This is a genomic window from Streptomyces sp. NPDC005492 (genome assembly GCF_040605995.1).
In the GTDB taxonomy this organism is placed as follows: Bacteria; Actinomycetota; Actinomycetes; order Streptomycetales; family Streptomycetaceae; genus Streptomyces.
The window spans coordinates 24,663-41,278 of the sequence record NZ_JBEXDX010000054.1 but is presented as its reverse complement, the minus strand read 5'-3'; the positions used below and the strand labels follow the sequence as shown (position 1 = coordinate 41,278).

General features: G+C 71.0%; 13 protein-coding genes. 6 read left to right on the top strand and 7 right to left on the bottom strand.

Annotation, left to right across the window (positions count from 1 at the left end):
• Positions 1–163: 163 nt before the first annotated feature.
• Entirely contained in the window at positions 164–682 is a 519-nt protein-coding gene (locus tag ABZT04_RS40220; RefSeq protein ID WP_356064071.1) for a methyltransferase domain-containing protein, read from the bottom strand.
• Between the two features lie 138 nt (positions 683–820).
• Between ABZT04_RS40220 and cobT the strand changes: the two genes are divergently transcribed.
• The 3 genes from cobT to ABZT04_RS40205 all read left to right on the top strand — a co-directional run bounded on the left by cobT (position 821) and on the right by ABZT04_RS40205 (position 4,628).
• Positions 821–2,116, top strand: coding sequence for a nicotinate-nucleotide--dimethylbenzimidazole phosphoribosyltransferase (gene cobT, locus ABZT04_RS40215; RefSeq protein ID WP_356064068.1), 1,296 nt, complete (start codon positions 821–823; stop codon positions 2,114–2,116).
• Positions 2,117–2,185: 69 nt separating this feature from the next.
• Positions 2,186–3,955, top strand: a complete 1,770-nt coding sequence (locus tag ABZT04_RS40210; protein ID WP_356064065.1) for a phosphatidylglycerol lysyltransferase domain-containing protein — start codon at positions 2,186–2,188, stop codon at positions 3,953–3,955.
• 10 nt (positions 3,956–3,965) lie between these two features.
• Positions 3,966–4,628 (top strand): hypothetical protein, encoded by a 663-nt coding sequence (locus ABZT04_RS40205; RefSeq protein WP_356064062.1) that lies wholly within the window; start codon positions 3,966–3,968, stop codon positions 4,626–4,628.
• Between the two features lie 16 nt (positions 4,629–4,644).
• On the opposite strand, the gene ABZT04_RS40200 is transcribed toward ABZT04_RS40205, so the two are convergent.
• On the bottom strand, positions 4,645–5,412 hold the full coding sequence (locus ABZT04_RS40200) for a hypothetical protein (protein ID WP_356064059.1): 768 nt from the start codon (positions 5,410–5,412) through the stop codon (positions 4,645–4,647).
• A gap of 60 nt (positions 5,413–5,472) precedes the next feature.
• Between ABZT04_RS40200 and ABZT04_RS40195 the strand changes: the two genes are divergently transcribed.
• Entirely contained in the window at positions 5,473–6,255 is a 783-nt protein-coding gene (locus ABZT04_RS40195) for an adenosylcobinamide-GDP ribazoletransferase (protein WP_356064056.1), read from the top strand.
• A 5-nt stretch (positions 6,256–6,260) separates the two neighbouring features.
• Here ABZT04_RS40195 and ABZT04_RS40190 read toward each other — a convergent pair whose 3' ends face one another.
• From ABZT04_RS40190 to ABZT04_RS40170, 5 genes are all read right to left on the bottom strand, one after another.
• Positions 6,261–7,046, bottom strand: a complete 786-nt coding sequence (locus ABZT04_RS40190) for an endo alpha-1,4 polygalactosaminidase (RefSeq protein ID WP_356064053.1) — start codon at positions 7,044–7,046, stop codon at positions 6,261–6,263.
• Entirely contained in the window at positions 7,043–7,711 is a 669-nt protein-coding gene (locus tag ABZT04_RS40185; RefSeq protein ID WP_356064050.1) for a spherulation-specific family 4 protein, read from the bottom strand. The genes ABZT04_RS40190 and ABZT04_RS40185 overlap by 4 nt, the downstream gene beginning before the upstream one ends.
• A complete protein-coding gene (locus ABZT04_RS40180; protein WP_356064047.1) occupies positions 7,708–9,222 on the bottom strand; it encodes a hypothetical protein in 1,515 nt (504 codons plus the stop codon). The genes ABZT04_RS40185 and ABZT04_RS40180 overlap by 4 nt, the downstream gene beginning before the upstream one ends.
• Positions 9,219–10,742 (bottom strand): GT4 family glycosyltransferase PelF, encoded by a 1,524-nt coding sequence (gene pelF / locus ABZT04_RS40175; RefSeq protein WP_356064042.1) that lies wholly within the window; start codon positions 10,740–10,742, stop codon positions 9,219–9,221. Before pelF ends, ABZT04_RS40180 begins: the two co-directional genes overlap by 4 nt.
• A gap of 104 nt (positions 10,743–10,846) precedes the next feature.
• On the bottom strand, positions 10,847–12,871 hold the full coding sequence (locus ABZT04_RS40170) for a hypothetical protein (RefSeq protein WP_356064038.1): 2,025 nt from the start codon (positions 12,869–12,871) through the stop codon (positions 10,847–10,849).
• 334 nt (positions 12,872–13,205) lie between these two features.
• Between ABZT04_RS40170 and ABZT04_RS40165 the strand changes: the two genes are divergently transcribed.
• Together ABZT04_RS40165 and lpdA are read left to right on the top strand one after the other, a co-directional pair.
• Positions 13,206–14,741, top strand: coding sequence for a leucyl aminopeptidase (locus tag ABZT04_RS40165; RefSeq protein ID WP_356064036.1), 1,536 nt, complete (start codon positions 13,206–13,208; stop codon positions 14,739–14,741).
• A 444-nt stretch (positions 14,742–15,185) separates the two neighbouring features.
• Positions 15,186–16,574: a dihydrolipoyl dehydrogenase gene (gene lpdA, locus ABZT04_RS40160; protein ID WP_356064034.1), complete on the top strand. Its 1,389-nt coding sequence runs from the start codon at positions 15,186–15,188 to the stop codon at positions 16,572–16,574.
• Positions 16,575–16,616 lie beyond the last annotated feature (42 nt).

Genomic DNA, 16,616 nt, shown 5'->3' with positions numbered 1-16,616 from the left:
GGCCGGGAGGCGGCGGTCGCCGGTCGGCGCGGGTGTGCGGGGCTTGGTGCGTCGAGGTGCAAGACGGAGTCGGCGCCATGGGGCCCGGGGTCGGCGACCGACGACGACACCACGGATCGGCGTGCCGAGCCCGGCGCCTCCGGCACGATCCGGCGAACAGGCCCTACGGCATGTTTCGGCGGGCGATGAGCCGGGGCGTGGTGGGGAAGCGGGCCGGGAGGCGGCGGGGCTCCGTGACGATCGTGCAGGAGTGGGACTCCAGCTTTGTGCGTAGGTCGTCGGGGCCGGATTCCACGAGGAGGAGGCCGCCGGGGCGCAGGACCGTGAGGGCCGCTTGGAGTTCCGCTTCGGGGTCGGGGGCCGGTGAGCGGTCGCGGAGGAGGGTGACGACGTCGTAGCGGGCGCGCAGGGCCGTGGTGATGTGGGGGGCGGTGAGGTCGGCGGCGTAGGCCTCCTCGACGCGTTCCAGCGCGCGGGCCCGGACCACCCGGGGGGTGGGGTCGACGCCGTCGAAGGACGTGTACGGGAAGAACCGCTTCGCCGCCTCGGGGAAGAAGGCGTCGCCGGTGCCGACGTCGAGCCAGCTCTCCGGTTCGGGGAGGAGCCGCAGGATCGCGCGGGCCAGCACCCGGTGGCGGCGGCGCTCGTCGAGGGCGCTGACGCGGGTGCGCAGGCTGTTCATGGGCGGCTCCCGGAGACGTACGACAATACGGTGCAAAACGATACGTACGGGATCTCGATCTCGGCGGTAAGAACGTCCTGGGCGCGTGGTGGCGATGTGGCTCCGACGTGTTCGATCGCTGCCGGTACTGTTCGGCGAATGAGCTCGCTTAATCTCGACGACTTCACCGATCTGATCGAGCGCCCCGACGGTGGTGTGCGCCGTGACGCCGAGGCGCGTCGTGAATGTCAGATCGTGCCGCCCGGGGCGCTGGGCCGACTCGACGACCTGGGTGAGTGGCTGGCGGCGGCACAGTCCGCCGTGCCGGTGCGGCCCATTGCGCGGCCGCGTGTGGTGCTGTTCGCGGGCGACCACGGGATCGCCGAACTCGGTGTCTCGGCCCGACAGGCGGGCACCGCCGACCAGTTGGTGCGGTCGCTGCTGGAGGGCGGCAGCCCGGCGGCCGTGCTGGCGCGGCGGCTCGGTGTGCCGGTGCGGGTCGTGGACATGGCCCTGGACTGCGAGCCCGGCTCGCTGCCCGACGAGGTCGTGAAGCACCGGGTACGGCGGGGCAGCGGGCGGATCGACATCGAGGACGCGCTGACCCTGGAGGAGGCGGAGGCCGCGTTCGACGCCGGGGTCGCCGTCGCCGACGAGGAGGCCGACTCCGGTACGGATCTGGTGGTCCTCGGCGATGTGAGCGTGGGCGGCACGACACCGGCCTCCGTGCTGATCGCCGCGCTGTGCGGCACCGACGCGTCCGTGGTCACCGGGCGGGGCGGGCTGGCGATCGACGACCTGGCCTGGATGCGCAAGTGCGCGGCGATCCGGGACGCGCTGCGGCGGGCCCGGCCCGTGCTCGGGGACCAGTTGCAGTTGCTCGCGACGGTCGGCGGGGCGGACCTCGCCGCGATGACCGGGTTCCTGCTGCAGAGTGCCGTACGGAAGCTGCCGGTGATCCTGGACGGGGTCGTGGCCGCCGCCTGCGCGCTGGTCGGGCAGCGGGTCGCGTTCCGGGCCCCGGACTGGTGGCTGGCCGGCCAGAGCAGCGGCGAACCGGGCCAGGCGAAGGCCCTGGACCGCATGGCCCTGGAGCCCCTGCTCGACCACGGCGTGACCGTCGGCGAGGGCGCGGGCGCACTGCTCGCGCTCCCCCTGGTGCAGGCCGCGGCGGCACTGGCGGCCGAACTGCCGCTGAAGCCTGAGGAGTCGGAGGAGTCGACGGCGGCGGAGGGGCCGGAGAAGTCGGCGGAGCCGGAAGTGGCGAAGGGGTCCGTGCAGCCGGAGACCGCGGAGAGGTCCGCGACACCGGATGCACTCTCCGCCGCCGCGGAGCCCGAAGCAGCCGCAGGACCGGGAGAGGCCGCGGCGGCCCTCACGGCCGAACCGCCGCTCAGGCCGGAGGAGTTGCCGTCGGCCGACGACCCCGCCGAGGAGGAGAAGCCCGAAGAGTGACCTGGGCGTGATCGTTGCGGCGACGGAAAAGGACCGTTCGCCGCAACAACGCCCATATGATCCTCCTTCATGGGAGATGTCCGGGTCGGGCCCGTTCAAGAACGTCATAGCTCAGGCGGTGCCTCGCGGCGGGCCGCGGCCTTCGCTGTCTGGTATCTGCGGGCCGTCGCGTTCATCAACTTCCTCAGCGCGGCGTGGGTTTCGCTGGGGCAGGACGTGCGGCGGCACAACCAGGAGAACTTCTTCACCCCGTACCTGCTGACGGCGGGATTCGCGTCCGGGGTGTTCACGGCGTTCCTCGCCATCACCATGCGCCGCCGCAAACGGGCCGCGTGGATCCTGAACCTGGTGGTCAGCGGGCTGTTCCTGGCGTTGTTCGGGTTCGCCATGTCGTTCCCTGAGATCCGGCGCTATGCGCAGAACTGGATCTCCTTGGCCCTGACCGCCGCATTCGTCGTCGCGCTGCTCGTGGGGCGGCGGGAGTTCTACGCCAAGGGCGACCGGTCCAACCCCCGGCTCGCCGCCGTCGTGGCGGTCGGCGGCACCCTGGCCGCCTCGCTGCTGGCCGCGCTGCTGGTGACGGTCACCAACCAGGCGCACGACGCGTCCCGTTCGACCTTCGTGGAACGCTGGCGCTACGGCGCGTTCCGGTTGGTGTCCATCGCCGCTCCGGAGAACCGCTTCCCCGGCATCTGGACCCCGAACTGGGCCAACGTGACCATCAACGTGCTCAGCACCGTCCTGGTCCTCGCGGTGTTCTACGCCGCGTTCCGCTCCCGGCGAGCCGTCGACCCGCTCACCGAGGACGACGAGAAGAAGCTGCGGGCGCTGCTGGAGCGGCAGGGCGAGCGGGACTCGCTCGGGTACTTCGCGCTGCGCCGGGAGAAGAGCGTGGTGTGGTCGCCGACCGGCAAGGCGGCCGTCGCGTACCGGGTCGTGGGCGGGGTCTCGCTGGCCTCCGGCGATCCGATCGGCGACCCGGAGGCGTGGCCCGGCGCGATCGAGCCGTGGCTCGCGGAGGCGCGGGTTCACGGATGGATTCCGGCCGTGATGGGGGCGAGCGAGGAGGCCGGCACCGTCTACGCGCGGCACGGGCTCGACGCCCTCGAACTCGGGGACGAAGCCCTCGTGGAGGTCGCCGAGTTCACGCTGGAGGGGCGCGCGATGCGGACCGTGCGGCAGGCCTACAACCGGGTGAAGCGGGCCGGGTACACCGTGCGGATCCGGCGGCACGAGGACGTCCCGGCCGACGAGATGGCGTATCTGCTGAAGCGGGCCGACGACTGGCGGGACGGGGCCACCGAGCGCGGGTTCAGCATGGCGCTGGGACGGCTCGGGGATCCGGACGACGGGCAGTGCGTGATGCTCGAATGCACGGACGGGAACGGGGAGTTGAAGGCGGTGCTGTCCTTCGTGCCATGGGGGCCGCACGGGCTCTCCCTGGACCTGATGCGGCGGGACCGGGACTCCGACAACGGGCTCATGGAGTTCATGGTGATCGAGCTGCTCCGCCGCGCCCAGGAAATCGGAATCACCCAGGTCTCGCTCAACTTCGCCATGTTCCGCTCGGTCTTTGAACGTGGGGCGCGGATCGGCGCCGGGCCGGTGCTGCGGCTGTGGAGGTCACTCCTCAGCTTCTTCTCGCGCTGGTGGCAGATCGAGTCGCTGTACCGCGCCAACGCCAAGTACCGGCCCATCTGGGAACCCCGGTTCCTGCTCTTCGAGAAGAGCGCGGACCTGCTGCGCATCGGCCTCGCGTCGGCGCGGGCAGAAGGGTTCCTGGAGGCACCGGGACTGCCGAAGTGGCTGCACCGCAAGCACCTGGAGACCCACAGATGAGGACCTTCGGATGACTAGGCTCGCCCGCTGGGCCCGCGCCGAATGGGGACTGCTCTACGTCACCGTGCGCGAGCCGCTGTTGAAGCGGCACCTGCGGGCGATCCCGATGACCATCGGGGCGGTACTGCTGACCGCGTTGCTCCAGTTCGTACAGAACCAGTCGTGGGGCTATCGGTTCGTGCAGAACGTGGGGGGCGTACGGGCCGTCGACCCGCTCTGGCTGTCCCTCCTGCGCACCCCCCTTTCCCTGTTCGTCCCGGCGCTGGACCTGCCCGTGTGGGGTGCGCTGGCGCAGATCCTGTGCGTGTTCGGCATCGCGGAGATCTGCCTGGGCCGGTGGCGCACGCTGGTCATCGCCTACGCCGCGACCCTCGCCGGCACCCTCTACGCCCGCCTCGGCATCTGGCTCGGCTTCGACAACCCGTTCGGGCTGCCGAGTTCGGACCGGCTCGTCGTGGACACCGGCCCGTCGGCCGCGGTGGTCGGCCTCGCCGTGTTCGTCGCCTGGCGCTACGGCGCGTACGCCACGGCCCTCGCGGTCACCGCGGCGATGGCGATCGAGGTCATGCTCAAGGGCAACCTCGCGGGCAAGGAACATCTGGCGGCGATCATCGCGGTGGGGCTGCTGTGCCTGGCTTCGGCGCTACGGCATCGCCGGGTGCGGGTGCGTTAGACGCGGCGAGACGCGCTCAGCGGCGGCCGGGGATCCGCACCGGCGCCGGGTCCGGCTTCCCGCCGATCCAGTCCTGCACGGCCCGGCGCGGGCCCGCCCAGCGGCGGTCGTGGTGGTAGGCGCGGAGGGTGGAGCGAGCTCGGGCCCGATGGCGGCGGTTGCGGTAGAAGCGCTTGGCCCAGGGGGAACCGGGGCGGGCGAGCCGGATCGCGCCGACGAGGGCGACCAGCGGGACCAGGATGCCGAAGACCGCCGTGCGGGCCTTGCCCTTACTGAGGGCGATCAGGGAGAAGAGGAAGTTCACCGCGACGCTGCCGATCACGTTCGCGCGGTCGTGGAGTTCGGCGTCGCTGAGGTCGTTGACGCCGAAGGGCGAGAAGCCGGCGAGGACGAAGCCGACCAGGGCCGCCGTGAGCACCACCGCCTCCACGCTCTTGCGGCCGGCCTCGGTCCAGTACACGTCGTCGAGGTAGAGGATCAGCGCGAACTCGTCCAGCACCAGGCCCGCGCCGATACCGAAGACGATCGCGAACAGGGCCGATCCGACGCCGTAGCGGCTGCTGGCCACCGCGCCGAAACCGCCGAGGATGCTGAGGACCACACCGGGGACCACATGATGGATGTGCACCTCACCGGCCTTGATGTTGCCGAAGGGGCCCTTGCCCGCGCGGATCAGGCGGGTGATGAGCCGGGTGATGAGAAACGTCAGGACGAAGGCGGTGAGCGCGAGGAGCAGCGGCAGTTTGCCCGGCTCGACGATGTTGCGATGCAGCCAATGTCCCATATGCGCACTTTAGCGATGGCCGCCGGAAGCGCCCTCCGGACTGCCGGGTAACCTGCGCCGGTGTCCAAGACCCCGCCCCTCGACGGCCTCCGCTTCGCCTTCGGCACCCTGACCGTCCTCCCGGTCACGGTGACCCGCTGGGACCGGGAGGCCGCGCGCGCCGGAATGCTGGCGGCCCCGGTCGTCGGTGTGGTCGTCGGCGGCTGTGCGGCGGGGCTCGGGCTGCTGCTCCTGTTCCTGGGCGCGGGTGCGCTGCTCGCCGCCGTCGCCACCGTCGCCGTCCCCGCGGTCCTCACCCGCGGCCTGCACCTGGACGGGCTCGCGGACACCGCCGACGGACTCGGCAGCGGCAAGCCCGCGGAGGACGCGCTGCGCATCATGAAGCAGTCGGACATCGGCCCGTTCGGTGTCCTCACCCTCGTGTTCGTGCTCCTCGCCCAGGTGGCGGTCCTCGCCCAGCTCTACGGCGACTCGTGGGCCCGGGGTGCCGCCGCCGCGGTCGTCTCGGGGGTCGCGGCGCGGCTCGCACTGCTCTGGGCCGCCCGCGCCGGGGTGCCGGCGGCCCGGCCGGAGGGGCTGGGGGCAGCGGTCGCGGGGGTGGTGCCGGTGGGAGGGGCGGTGGCCATGACCCTGTCCTACACGATCGTGTCGGCCGCGCTCGGCCCGATCTTCGGGGTGCGCGGCAGGGTCCACGCGGTCGTCGCCGTCGTCGTGGCGCTGGTCGTCGCCGAGATTGTTCTGCGGCACTGCAGGCGTCGGTTCGGCGGGGTCACCGGGGACGTGTTCGGAGGACTCGCGGAGACGGCGGCGACCACGGCCCTCGTCGTCCTGTCCCTGACCTGATCCGCTCAACAGGCCTTGCGCCAGGCCCCCAGCTCGTACTTCTTCAGCAGTGAACTCAGCTTCAGGCGGCGGGAGTCGGCGCAGAAGCGGCTCGTCGGGAGTTCGTACTCGACGTGGAAGACCGCCTTGTCCGCCGTGATGAAGGGCTTCAGGGCGTCGCATTCGCCGTACTGGGCGCACTGTTCGTTGACCGCGAAGTCGAAGTCGCCGACCAGGGCCGGGATTTGGTCGAGGTCGTTCTTCAGGCCGACCGCCATGCCCCGGGCGTGGGCCAGCCTGGCGATGAGGCGGTTGTAGCGGAGTTGGTCGGCGGCCTTGAGGGGGAAGCCGGTGGTGTTGCGGTAGCCGTCCATGTTGTCGGGCTCGACCGCGTCGAAGCCCTTGTCGCGGCACATGTCGAGGCGGGCCGCCATCAGGGGTTCGAGGACGTCGGTGCGCCGGATGTCGAGCCAGCGTTCGCCCTTCCAGCCGTTGCCCTTGCCCAGCACCGACGTGGGGAACTTCTTGGCGTCGGGGCGGAAGTCCTCCCATGCGCCGGTGGAGAGGTAGCAGATGACCTTGCGACCCTTGTGGTGCAGCGCGGTCACGGTCGCCCTGGACTGGTCGAAGCCGTCGATGTCGTAGACCGGCACATCGACGGAGGTGTCCAGCCGCCCGCTGAGCTGCCACTGCCAGGCCACGCCCGGACGCGGCTGCCAGCGTTTCCCGGTGTCCGGCCGGTCGTCGTGAGGGGAGGTGCAGCCCGCGACCAGCAGGAGGAGCAGGGCGACGAGCGGGGCAGGGCGTCTCACGGAACGGGCTCCAGGGTGTGGGGCAAGGTACCCCAGGGATGATCTCCCACGCCCGGTACCGCGCAGTGCACCGAGGCCCCTCGCGCCCGGGCCACCGCCTCGACGTCGGCGCCGGGCGGGACGCCGTGCACGAGGTGGCCGAGCCGGACTCCGGGGGTGCCGTGCCAGGGTCGCGGGGGCAGCTCGCGGTACGTCGTCCAGGGGCCCTCGAAGGTGATCAGGACGTCGGCGATGCGGGCGTACGACGGGTGCGGTGTCGTGCCGTGGTTGAGGACGAGCGTGCCGCAGCCGAGGCCCCAGGCCGCCTTCGCGAGGCGCTGGTAGTGCCTGAACTGGTCGTGTCCCGCGGTGACTTGGTCGAGGAAGGCGCCGTCCGTGCCGTACCAGTCGCGGTGGCGGGTGAGGTCCTGGACGACATCGGCGTACGGGCGGCGGCCGTAGTCGGTGTCCGTGTAGCCGAGCAATCGCACTCCCCCAGAGGGGGCACCCCCAGCGTCGCGCAGTTGAGCGGCGGTCTCGGCGAAGGCGGGGTCAGGGGCTTCGCCGGGGCCGCTGGCCGGGTTGAGGATCACGCCGTAGAGGCGGGGGGCCGCCGCCACGATCGCGGCCCATTCGGCGGGGCGGTGGGTCGGGTGCTCGTAGTACGGGACCAGCAGTCGGCTCATCGGTGCGCCGTCGCCCTGCCCAACAGGCCGCAGACCAGGGCCGCTTGGACCAGCGCGGCGGTGCCGTTGACGAACAGGGCGATCCAGTGCGGGCCGCCGGACGCATGAGCCAGCAGGGCCAGGGTCTGGGCCGCGGCCGCGGCGCAGCAGATCGCCGCCGCGCCGAGGACCGCGCCGAAGGACTGCAGGAGCAGGCCCGTCCACAGGACCATGCCGAGCAGGAGCAGACCGGCGAGGCTCACTCCGCTGATGGCGGGGGTGTCGGGCCACAGGGTGGTGGCGAGGCAGGTGAGGGCGAAGAGGGCGGCCAGGTAAGCGGTCAGGCAGGTGAGGAGGGTGAGTCCTGTCGTGCGCCAGAAGGCCTGCGGGGTGCTGCTGGAGCGCAGGCCCGCCAGGCTGCCGCTGCGGAAGCGGTACAGGAGCCATTCCGCGGGGCCCATGCTGAGGGTGAGGGCCACGGCGGCGGGTGCGGCGACCGCGCTGTGGGTCCGCCCGGCCAGGATGTCGCCGAGCGCCGCGTACAGCACGAGGGCGCCGCTGCTCAGGCCGAACAGGGCGTAGGGGAGGCTGGCGGCGAGTCGGGGTGCGACGGTGGACGGCCGGTTCCGGGTGCCGCCGAGGGGCAGCAGCGCCCTGAGCCCGGCGGCCCAGCTACCGTCCCCCAAGTCCCTTACGGACGGGGCGACTTCGACCAGGGCGAGGACGAGCACCGCGGTCAGGGAGCCCAGCAGCAGGACCAGCCTGGCGGGGTCCGGCACCGGGTGGGCCATGGCGAGGACCGCGCCCGCCGTCATCGGCAACAGGCTGGCCAGCAGGGCCCGTTCGCGGCCCATGACCAGCAGGACGGTGGCCGCGCCGAGGTAGACGGACTGTCCGGCGGCGAAGGCCACCCCGACCGGGTGCGCGGTGCCCTCGACGGCGAGCGCGACCAGGGCACCGGCCAGCATGCCGAGCGGCGCCCCGGTCAGGAGGCTGCGGCGGGCGGCGCTCCGGTCGCCCAACCCGAGCCAGGAGTACGCCCGGTGGGCGAGCCCCTGGTTCCAGGTCCAGCCCACCAGGGCGCCGGCCAGCAGCGGGAGGGTGCCGGCCGGGAGGCCGAGGTTCTCGGGGCGGCCGGCGAGGAGCGGTGACCCGAGGACGTAGCCGAAGCCGGGCAGGGCGAAGACCACGCCCCGCAACAGGCAGCCGAGCAGGCCGACCTGCCACGGATCGTGGACGGGTCCGTCCGGTTCGGGGAAGCGGCGGCCGACGCGTTCGTACAACTCCTCGGCGAGGGCGAAGGAGTTCTTGACGCCGTACCGCTCGCGTATCTGGACGTCCGACATGCCGTCGGATTCCAGGAGCGCGGCGATCTCGTCGGGGTGCACGGCCGCGGCGACGAACTCGTCGAGGCGCTCGGCGAGTTCGTCGATCGGGTCGGGCTCCGCCCAGCTCGGCGAAGGCCGTTGCTTGGGGACGCCGGGCAGGGTGTCGTGGCTCGCGCCGGGTGGCAGCCAGATGGAACCGGTCACCAGTCGGTTCCGTCCGTCGCGACCGCCTTGTACCACGGATCGCGCAGTTCGGCGGTCCAGTCGGCGACGGTCTCGACCGTGGGCTCGTACACCTCGGGGCGGCCCGCGAGCTCCTGGTAAATCGTCCGGAAATTGTCCACCGAGCGACGCAACGTGAACCGCTCGATCACCCTCTGCCGGGACAACTCGCCTAATTTCAGGCGGCGTTCATCGTCCCGGAGAAGGGTGAGGACGGCGGCGGCCATCTTCTCCGGCTCGCGCGGCGGCACCACGAGTCCGGTGTCGCCGACGGCCTCGCTCACTCCCCCGACATCGGTCGAGACGGTCGTACGGCCGCAGGACATGGCCTCGATGATGGAGAACGGGAAGCCCTCGGAGATCGACGACAGCATGACGACATGACCGGCCGCGTAGGCCCGCCACACCTCGCTGATGCGGCCCTCGAAGGTCACCCCGTCGGTGACGCCGAGTTCGGCGGCGAGCTTCTCCAGCCGGGTGCGGTAGGCCTCGCCGCCGGGCGGCACCGGGCCGAACAGGCGCAGCCTGGTCTCGGGTATCTCCGCCCGGACGGCCGCATACGCGCGTAGAAGTGTTTCAAGATCCTTGATGGGGTCGACGCGGCCGCACCACGAGAGCGTGGGGATCTCGGGCTCGGGGCCCGCGTGCGGGAAGGCGGCCGGATCGACGCCGTTGTAGACGGTGCGGATCCTGTCGCCGTCGGCGCCGCCGCGCTCCTCCCAGCGGCGGTTGTACTGGTTGCACGGGGTGATCAGGTCGGCGGCCCGGTAGCCGTGCGAATTGAGTTCGCGGTAGAAGCCGAGCATGAACGCCTTCACCGGCCAGCGTTGCCCGTCCCGGCGGTAGCCGAGGTAGCGCTCGCGCAGGTAGATGCCGTGCTCGGTGAGGAGGAAGGGCACGCCGTCGAGATGGTGGGCGGCGAGCGCGGGCAGGGTCGCCAGGCCGCTGCTGACGGCGTGCGCGACACAGTCCTCGGGGATACGGACGCCGAGCGGGCGAAGTGCGTGCTCCAGCAGGTCCGTTGCCGTCAGCGCGTCGTGAACTGTCGGGCGGGCGGCGGCTGTTGACAGATGCGGCATGGTCCAGATCCACATCAGCGAGCGCAGCGCGGTCTCGGTGCGCAGGGCCGCCGACAGGCGTCCGTCGCGGGCGAGTCGGGCCAGCTCGTACAGGCTCTCGCCGAAGTCGTAGGGCGCCTCGGGGTCGAGGAAGGAGAGCAGGAACCGCTCGTAGGAGTCGACGAAGCGGCGGCGGGCGGCGCCGTAGGGTCCGCGTTTGCGGCCGGGCCGCGGGCCCCAGGTCGGCACCGAGGTGTGCCGGTAGACATTGGGCGGCAGCTCCCAGGTCACGGGTTCGCGACCGCTGCCGGTGAGCGACAGGACGTGGAAGTCCACCTCGGGCATGCCCTTGACGAGCTGGTCGCACCAGGTGCTGACCCCGCCGTGGACATGCGGATAGGTGCCTTCGGTGAGCATGGTGACATGGCGGCCGGTACGCATCATGCGAGTTCCCCCCTGCGGAACTTAAGGACGGCTCCGGCGCACCCCGGCCGGTCGGTGGCGGCCGGGGTGCGCGAGATGGCTGGCTGCGCTGCGCTGTCGTGGGGTCAGGCGGGCAGGTTCAGCGTGAGAGCGGTCTGCGTAAGCGCCGGCGTGGTCCAGGCGGAGCGCTCTCCCGCGTACGGCGTCCCGAACGCGGTGGTGCCGAGCGGTAGTTGCTGGGTGGTCCCTTCGGGTGCGGTCAACGGGATCTGGATCCCTGTGGGGGCGTTGACGGTGACGGCGGTGCCGACGCGATACGCCTCGACGGTGCCGTCCGCGAGGGCGCTCTGCCAGGCGGAGCGGTTCTGCAGTTCGGTGCCGATCGCGCTCTCCCGCAGGTTCTCCAGCGGGGTGTTGTCGGCGAACAAGGCCTGGTAGTCGGCGAGTACCCCGTCGAGGACCGGGTAGAGCACGCGATCCTCGGCCAGGTTGGATTGATGCGCGTAGTGCGGAAGCGGATCGTTGGAGATGGCGTGGCCGAGGTCGGTGGCCACCTCCTGCGGGACGATGTAGCCGTCGTAGCCGGTGGCGGTGTCCAGGGGCGCGGACAGGCAGGTGGAGTCCGGATTGTTCTCGCAGACACCGCTGCCGCCGTCGGCCTTGGAGGTGTAGATCCAGTTGTACTCGTCGGCCATCTCGGCCTTGGTGCCCGTGTTGTAGTACACGTTCATCGGGTAGCGGGGCACGGTGAGGGCGTCGCCCACGGCCCGCTGGTCGCTCTCGCGGGAGTGGTCGGAGCCGGTCCACTTGATGCCGTTGTCGGCGAGGGCGCCGGCCAGGTTCGGGTTGTCGTCGGGCTGTTGGGGCAGCGTCTTGAGACCCGAGTGCTCACCGGTGACCAACTCGTCCCGCTCGACCGGAAGTCCGTTGGCGAGCGCCCAGTCGTAGTTGTTCCCGATCTCCGCGGAGATCTCGGCCTGGCTCATGTACTGGGTCGTGCCGTCCGCGTTCTTCGCGCAGCTCCAGGGCACCGTCGTCAGATCCTGGACGCAGCCGAGGAACTCGTGTGTGTACGTGTGGTTGATCCAGCGGAAGTCGGCCTTGTCCGCGAGGAGTTGGTCGGTGAGGGCGTCGGTGCCGCCGTTCTCGCTCTTCCAGTCCTCGCCCAGGCCCGCGTTGAAGGCCAGGTCGAAGGTGAAGCCGTGGTCCTGCTCCCACTGGGCCGCGTACTGCGCGTCGGCCGCGGTCATCCGGATCGGTGTGGTCGCGGTGCCGCCACCCGTGCAGTCGTAGTCGCCGGGCGTGCAGTTGAGGGTGGTGTCCCAGCGGTCGTCGGGCGCGAAGACGTCGTCGACATGCACAGAGAAATAGTTGCGCGCCTGACCCAGGTGCACGCCCTGTGTCAGCCATTCGACGATGCCGCGCGCCAACACCCGGAACTGCTGCTGGTATTGGTTGTACGCGAAGGTCAGCACCAGTTCACGGCGCCCGTCGTGCGCGTACTCGCCGACCAGGCTGCCGCGCCCGGTGCCGCCCGGTACGGCGGTGTCGACGTAGCTGGTGAAACCGGTCCTCGGCGTGGCCACGAAGCCGTAACTCTCCTGCACGGAGGCGGAGTTGTCCTCGAATGTGAGCGGCCCGTCAAGATAGCCGAAATACCCCGCCTTGCCGTCGGCGGTGACATCTGCCTCGTGCCCGTCGAGGGTCCCGCTGTAGGCCGCGTAGTCGAGACCGACCTCCGGGTGCGCCCAGGTGTAGGCGTCGACCTGCGGGATGCCGTACGTCGTCTCGTAGTCGTCCAGCGCACTCTGTTCCGCCGAACCCGCCCCGAACGGCGCCTCGTTGGGCAGGACCACACCCTGGTACTTGGCCCGGGGCGTACCGTCGACCGTGTCACTCAGGAAGGCCGCGTCGATCGTGGCGCGGCCCGAGTCGTTCAGGTTCACAGTCGTGTACGGGATGCCCTCGCTCTTCAACTGGGCGGCGACGGCCTCGACGGGACTGTCGCCGTTGTCCACGACCAGTACCTCGAGATCGATGCGGGGCTCGCCCGCGGCCGATGCCCCGGGCGCCTCCAGGCCCAGCACCAGCAGTCCGGCGGCCGCGAGAACAGCGGCCGCGGTTCTTAATCCGTGCGCTCTCTGTGCCATGTCGTCCCTCCCCCCAAACCGTCCTCCCAGTGGTCGGTTCGGGGAGGATTCGTGGAAGTCATGCAAACGGATGAGCGTGTCGCCCACATGAACCTCACGAGTGTGACGCAGGACATCCAGGGTGAGGATCGAGAAGTGGCCACTCCGCTTCCGGCGGGTGAACCCCCCGCGCGAACGCCCTACCGCGCACACGCGCGTAGGCTCCGTCCAGGGCCTTCACCCGCCCCCTGTGTCCACCGCCGCCGCAGGTCGGAAATAGGGTCGGCTGTCGGGCCCGGTCGACCCACCCCGATCGACCACAGCAACTTCACATCGGAAGCGAGAATTCACCACTGTGACTGCTCTCACTCTCAGCACCGCCGCGGCGCCCGGCCTGCGGGCCGACGCGATCGTGATCGGTGTCGGCAAGGGCGGCAAGGGCCCGGTGCTCGCACCGGGCGCCGACGCCGTGGACAAGGCGTACGACGGCAGGCTCGCCGGCATCCTGGAGACCCTGGGCGCCTCCGGTGCCGAGGGCGAGATCACGAAGCTGCCCGCACCGGCCGGCTTCAAGGCACCGCTCGTGCTCGCGGTGGGTCTCGGCACCGAGCCCGAGGACGACCAGGCCTACGACGCCGAGGCGCTGCGCCGCGCCGCCGGCGTCGCCGCCCGCGCCTTGGCCGGCAACAAGAAGGCCGCCTTCGCCCTCCCCGTCGCGGACGCCGCCGACCTCGGCGCGATCGCCGAGGGCGCGCTGCTCGGCGCGTACTCCTTCGACGCGTACAAGGGCATCGCGCCCGCCGCCAAGAAGGACGCGAAGGGCAACGGCAAGGGCCCGCTCGGCGAGGCCGCCCTGCTCGGCGGCAAGCCCCGCGACAAGGACCACAAGGCAGCCGTGGAGCGCGCCCTCGCGGTCACCGAGGAGCTCAACCGCGCCCGCGACCTCGTCAACACCCCGCCGAACGACCTCGACCCGGAGGCCTTCGCCGCCGTCGCGCAGACCGCGGCCAAGGAGCATGGCATCAAGGTGGAGGTGCTCGACGAGAAGGCCCTGGAGAAGGGCGGCTACGGCGGCATCCTCGGCGTCGGCGCCGGTTCCGCGGCCGGCCCGCGCCTGGTGAAGCTGTCGTACACGCACGCCAAGGCGGCCAAGCACCTCGCGTTCGTCGGCAAGGGCATCACCTACGACTCGGGCGGCATCTCGCTCAAGCCGGCCGGGCACAACGAGACGATGAAGTGCGACATGAGCGGTGCCGCCGCCGTGTTCGCCGCCGTCGTCGCCGCCGCCCGTCTGGGCCTCGAGGTCAATGTGACCGGCTGGCTGGCGCTCGCCGAGAACATGCCGTCCGGCTCCGCGACCCGTCCCGGTGACGTGCTGCGCATGTACAGCGGCAAGACCGTCGAGGTCCTCAACACGGACGCCGAGGGCCGGCTGGTCCTCGCGGACGCGCTGTGGGCGGCCTCCGCGGAGAAGCCCGACGCGATCGTGGACGTGGCGACCCTGACCGGCGCGATGGTGCTGGCGCTCGGCTCCCGCACCTTCGGTGTGATGGCCAACGACGACGCGTTCCGCGCGGCGATCGTCGACGCCGCCGAGGAGGTCGGCGAGCCGTCCTGGCCGATGCCGCTGCCGGAGCACCTGCGCAAGGGCATGGACTCCCCCACCGCGGACCTCGCGAACATGGGCGAGCGGATGGGCGGCGGCCTGGTCGCCGGTCTGTTCCTGCGCGAGTTCGTCGGCGAGGGCATCACCTGGGCCCACCTCGACATCGCCGGACCGGCCTTCAACGAGTCCGGCCCGTTCGGCTACACCCCCAAGGGCGGTACGGGTTCCGCGGTGCGGACGCTGGTGCGTCTCGCCGAGCTGACGGCGGCCGGCGACCTCGGCTAGGGCCTGTTGTGAAGGTCCCGTCGTCCGCCCGGAGGGCGGGCCCCGCGGCGTCCGGTGCGTGCTCTGGGGGTCCCCCCGGCCGAAGGCTGGGGGAGTGCCGGGCTCAGATCCTCGTACTGGACGTACTTGGATGTGGGCCCGGTGCGGCGAGAGTGCGTGCCGGGCGTCGCGGGGCAGGCGGGACTTTCGCAACAGGTCCTAGCGCTCACTCCTTCGTCGTGGCGGCCCCGGGCGGACCAAGCCCGGGGCCGTTTTGTCCTCCCTTGACCGGGGAGTGGGACGTCTCACACACAGGCCCGGCGTCTCGTACGCCCCCGACAAGTGCGAAGATGGGTTCTCGGCAGGACAGGGCCCCCACCACAGGGCCGAAGAAAGAGCGGCCGGACACCAGCCGCCGACCGGTCACCGCTGACCGGCGTGGCGCACATGCATGGAGGACGTGACGTGGCGAACGACGCCAGCACCGTTTTCGACCTAGTGATCCTCGGCGGTGGTAGTGGCGGTTACGCCGCGGCCCTGCGCGGGGCCCAGCTGGGTCTGGACGTCGCCCTGATCGAGAAGGACAAGGTCGGCGGCACCTGCCTGCACCGAGGTTGCATTCCCACCAAGGCCCTGCTCCACGCGGGCGAGATCGCCGACCAGGCCCGCGAGAGCGAGCAGTTCGGTGTCAAGGCCACCTTCGAGGGCATCGACGTACCGGCCGTCCACAAGTACAAGGACGGCGTCATCTCGGGCCTGTACAAGGGTCTGCAGGGTCTGATCGCATCCCGCAAGGTGCACTACATCGAGGGTGAGGGCAGGCTCTCCTCCCCCACCTCCGTCGATGTGAACGGCCAGCGCATCCAGGGCCGCCACGTCCTGCTGGCGACCGGCTCCGTGCCGAAGTCGCTGCCGGGCCTGGAGATCGACGGCAACAGGATCATCTCCTCGGACCACGCCCTCGTCCTGGACCGCGTGCCGCAGTCCGCGATCATCCTGGGCGGCGGTGTCATCGGCGTGGAGTTCGCCTCCGCGTGGAAGTCCTTCGGCGCCGACGTGACGATCATCGAGGGCCTGAAGCACCTCGCCCCCCTCGAGGACGAGAACTCCTCCAAGCTTCTTGAGCGCGCCTTCCGCAAGCGCGGCATCAAGTTCAACCTGGGCACCTTCTTCTCGAAGGCCGAGTACACCCAGAGCGGTGTCAAGGTCACCCTCGCCGACGGCAAGGAGTTCGAGGCCGAGGTGCTGCTCGTCGCCGTCGGCCGCGGGCCCGTCTCCGCCGGTCTCGGCTACGAGGAGCAGGGCGTCGCCATGGACCGCGGTTACGTCCTGGTCGACGAGTACATGCGGACGAACGTGCCGACCATCTCCGCCGTCGGTGACCTGGTCCCGACGCTCCAGCTCGCGCACGTCGGCTTCGCCGAGGGCATCCTGGTGGCGGAGCGTCTGGCCGGCCTGAAGGCCGTTCCGATCGACTACGACGGTGTCCCCCGGGTGACGTACTGCCACCCCGAGGTCGCCTCCGTGGGTATCACCGAGGCCAAGGCCAAGGAGATCTACGGCGCGGACAAGGTCGTCGCTCTGAAGTACAACCTCGCGGGCAACGGCAAGAGCAAGATCCTGAACACCTCGGGCGAGATCAAGCTCGTCCAGGTGAAGGACGGTGCCGTGGTCGGCGTCCACATGGTCGGCGACCGCATGGGCGAGCAGGTCGGCGAAGCCCAGTTGATCTACAACTGGGAAGCGCTGCCCGCCGAGGTCGCCCAGCTCATCCACGCCCACCCGACGCAGAGCGAAGCGCTCGGCGAGGCCCACCTGGCGCTGGCCGGCAAGCCTCTCCACTCCCACGACTGACCCCCTCGGTCGGACGACGACACAGACTTCCGCAATTCGTAA

What these genes read in the sequence shown, in the direction of transcription:
- ABZT04_RS40220 (WP_356064071.1), bottom strand. Translation starts at nt 682, where the DNA reads ATGAACAGCCTGCGCACCCGCGTCAGCGCCCTCGACGAGCGCCGCCGC.
- cobT (WP_356064068.1), top strand. Translation starts at nt 821, where the DNA reads ATGAGCTCGCTTAATCTCGACGACTTCACCGATCTGATCGAGCGCCCC.
- ABZT04_RS40210 (WP_356064065.1), top strand. Translation starts at nt 2,186, where the DNA reads ATGGGAGATGTCCGGGTCGGGCCCGTTCAAGAACGTCATAGCTCAGGC.
- ABZT04_RS40205 (WP_356064062.1), top strand. Translation starts at nt 3,966, where the DNA reads ATGACTAGGCTCGCCCGCTGGGCCCGCGCCGAATGGGGACTGCTCTAC.
- ABZT04_RS40200 (WP_356064059.1), bottom strand. Translation starts at nt 5,412, where the DNA reads ATGGGACATTGGCTGCATCGCAACATCGTCGAGCCGGGCAAACTGCCG.
- ABZT04_RS40185 (WP_356064050.1), bottom strand. Translation starts at nt 7,711, where the DNA reads ATGAGCCGACTGCTGGTCCCGTACTACGAGCACCCGACCCACCGCCCC.
- pelF (WP_356064042.1), bottom strand. Translation starts at nt 10,742, where the DNA reads ATGATGCGTACCGGCCGCCATGTCACCATGCTCACCGAAGGCACCTAT.
- ABZT04_RS40170 (WP_356064038.1), bottom strand. Translation starts at nt 12,871, where the DNA reads ATGGCACAGAGAGCGCACGGATTAAGAACCGCGGCCGCTGTTCTCGCG.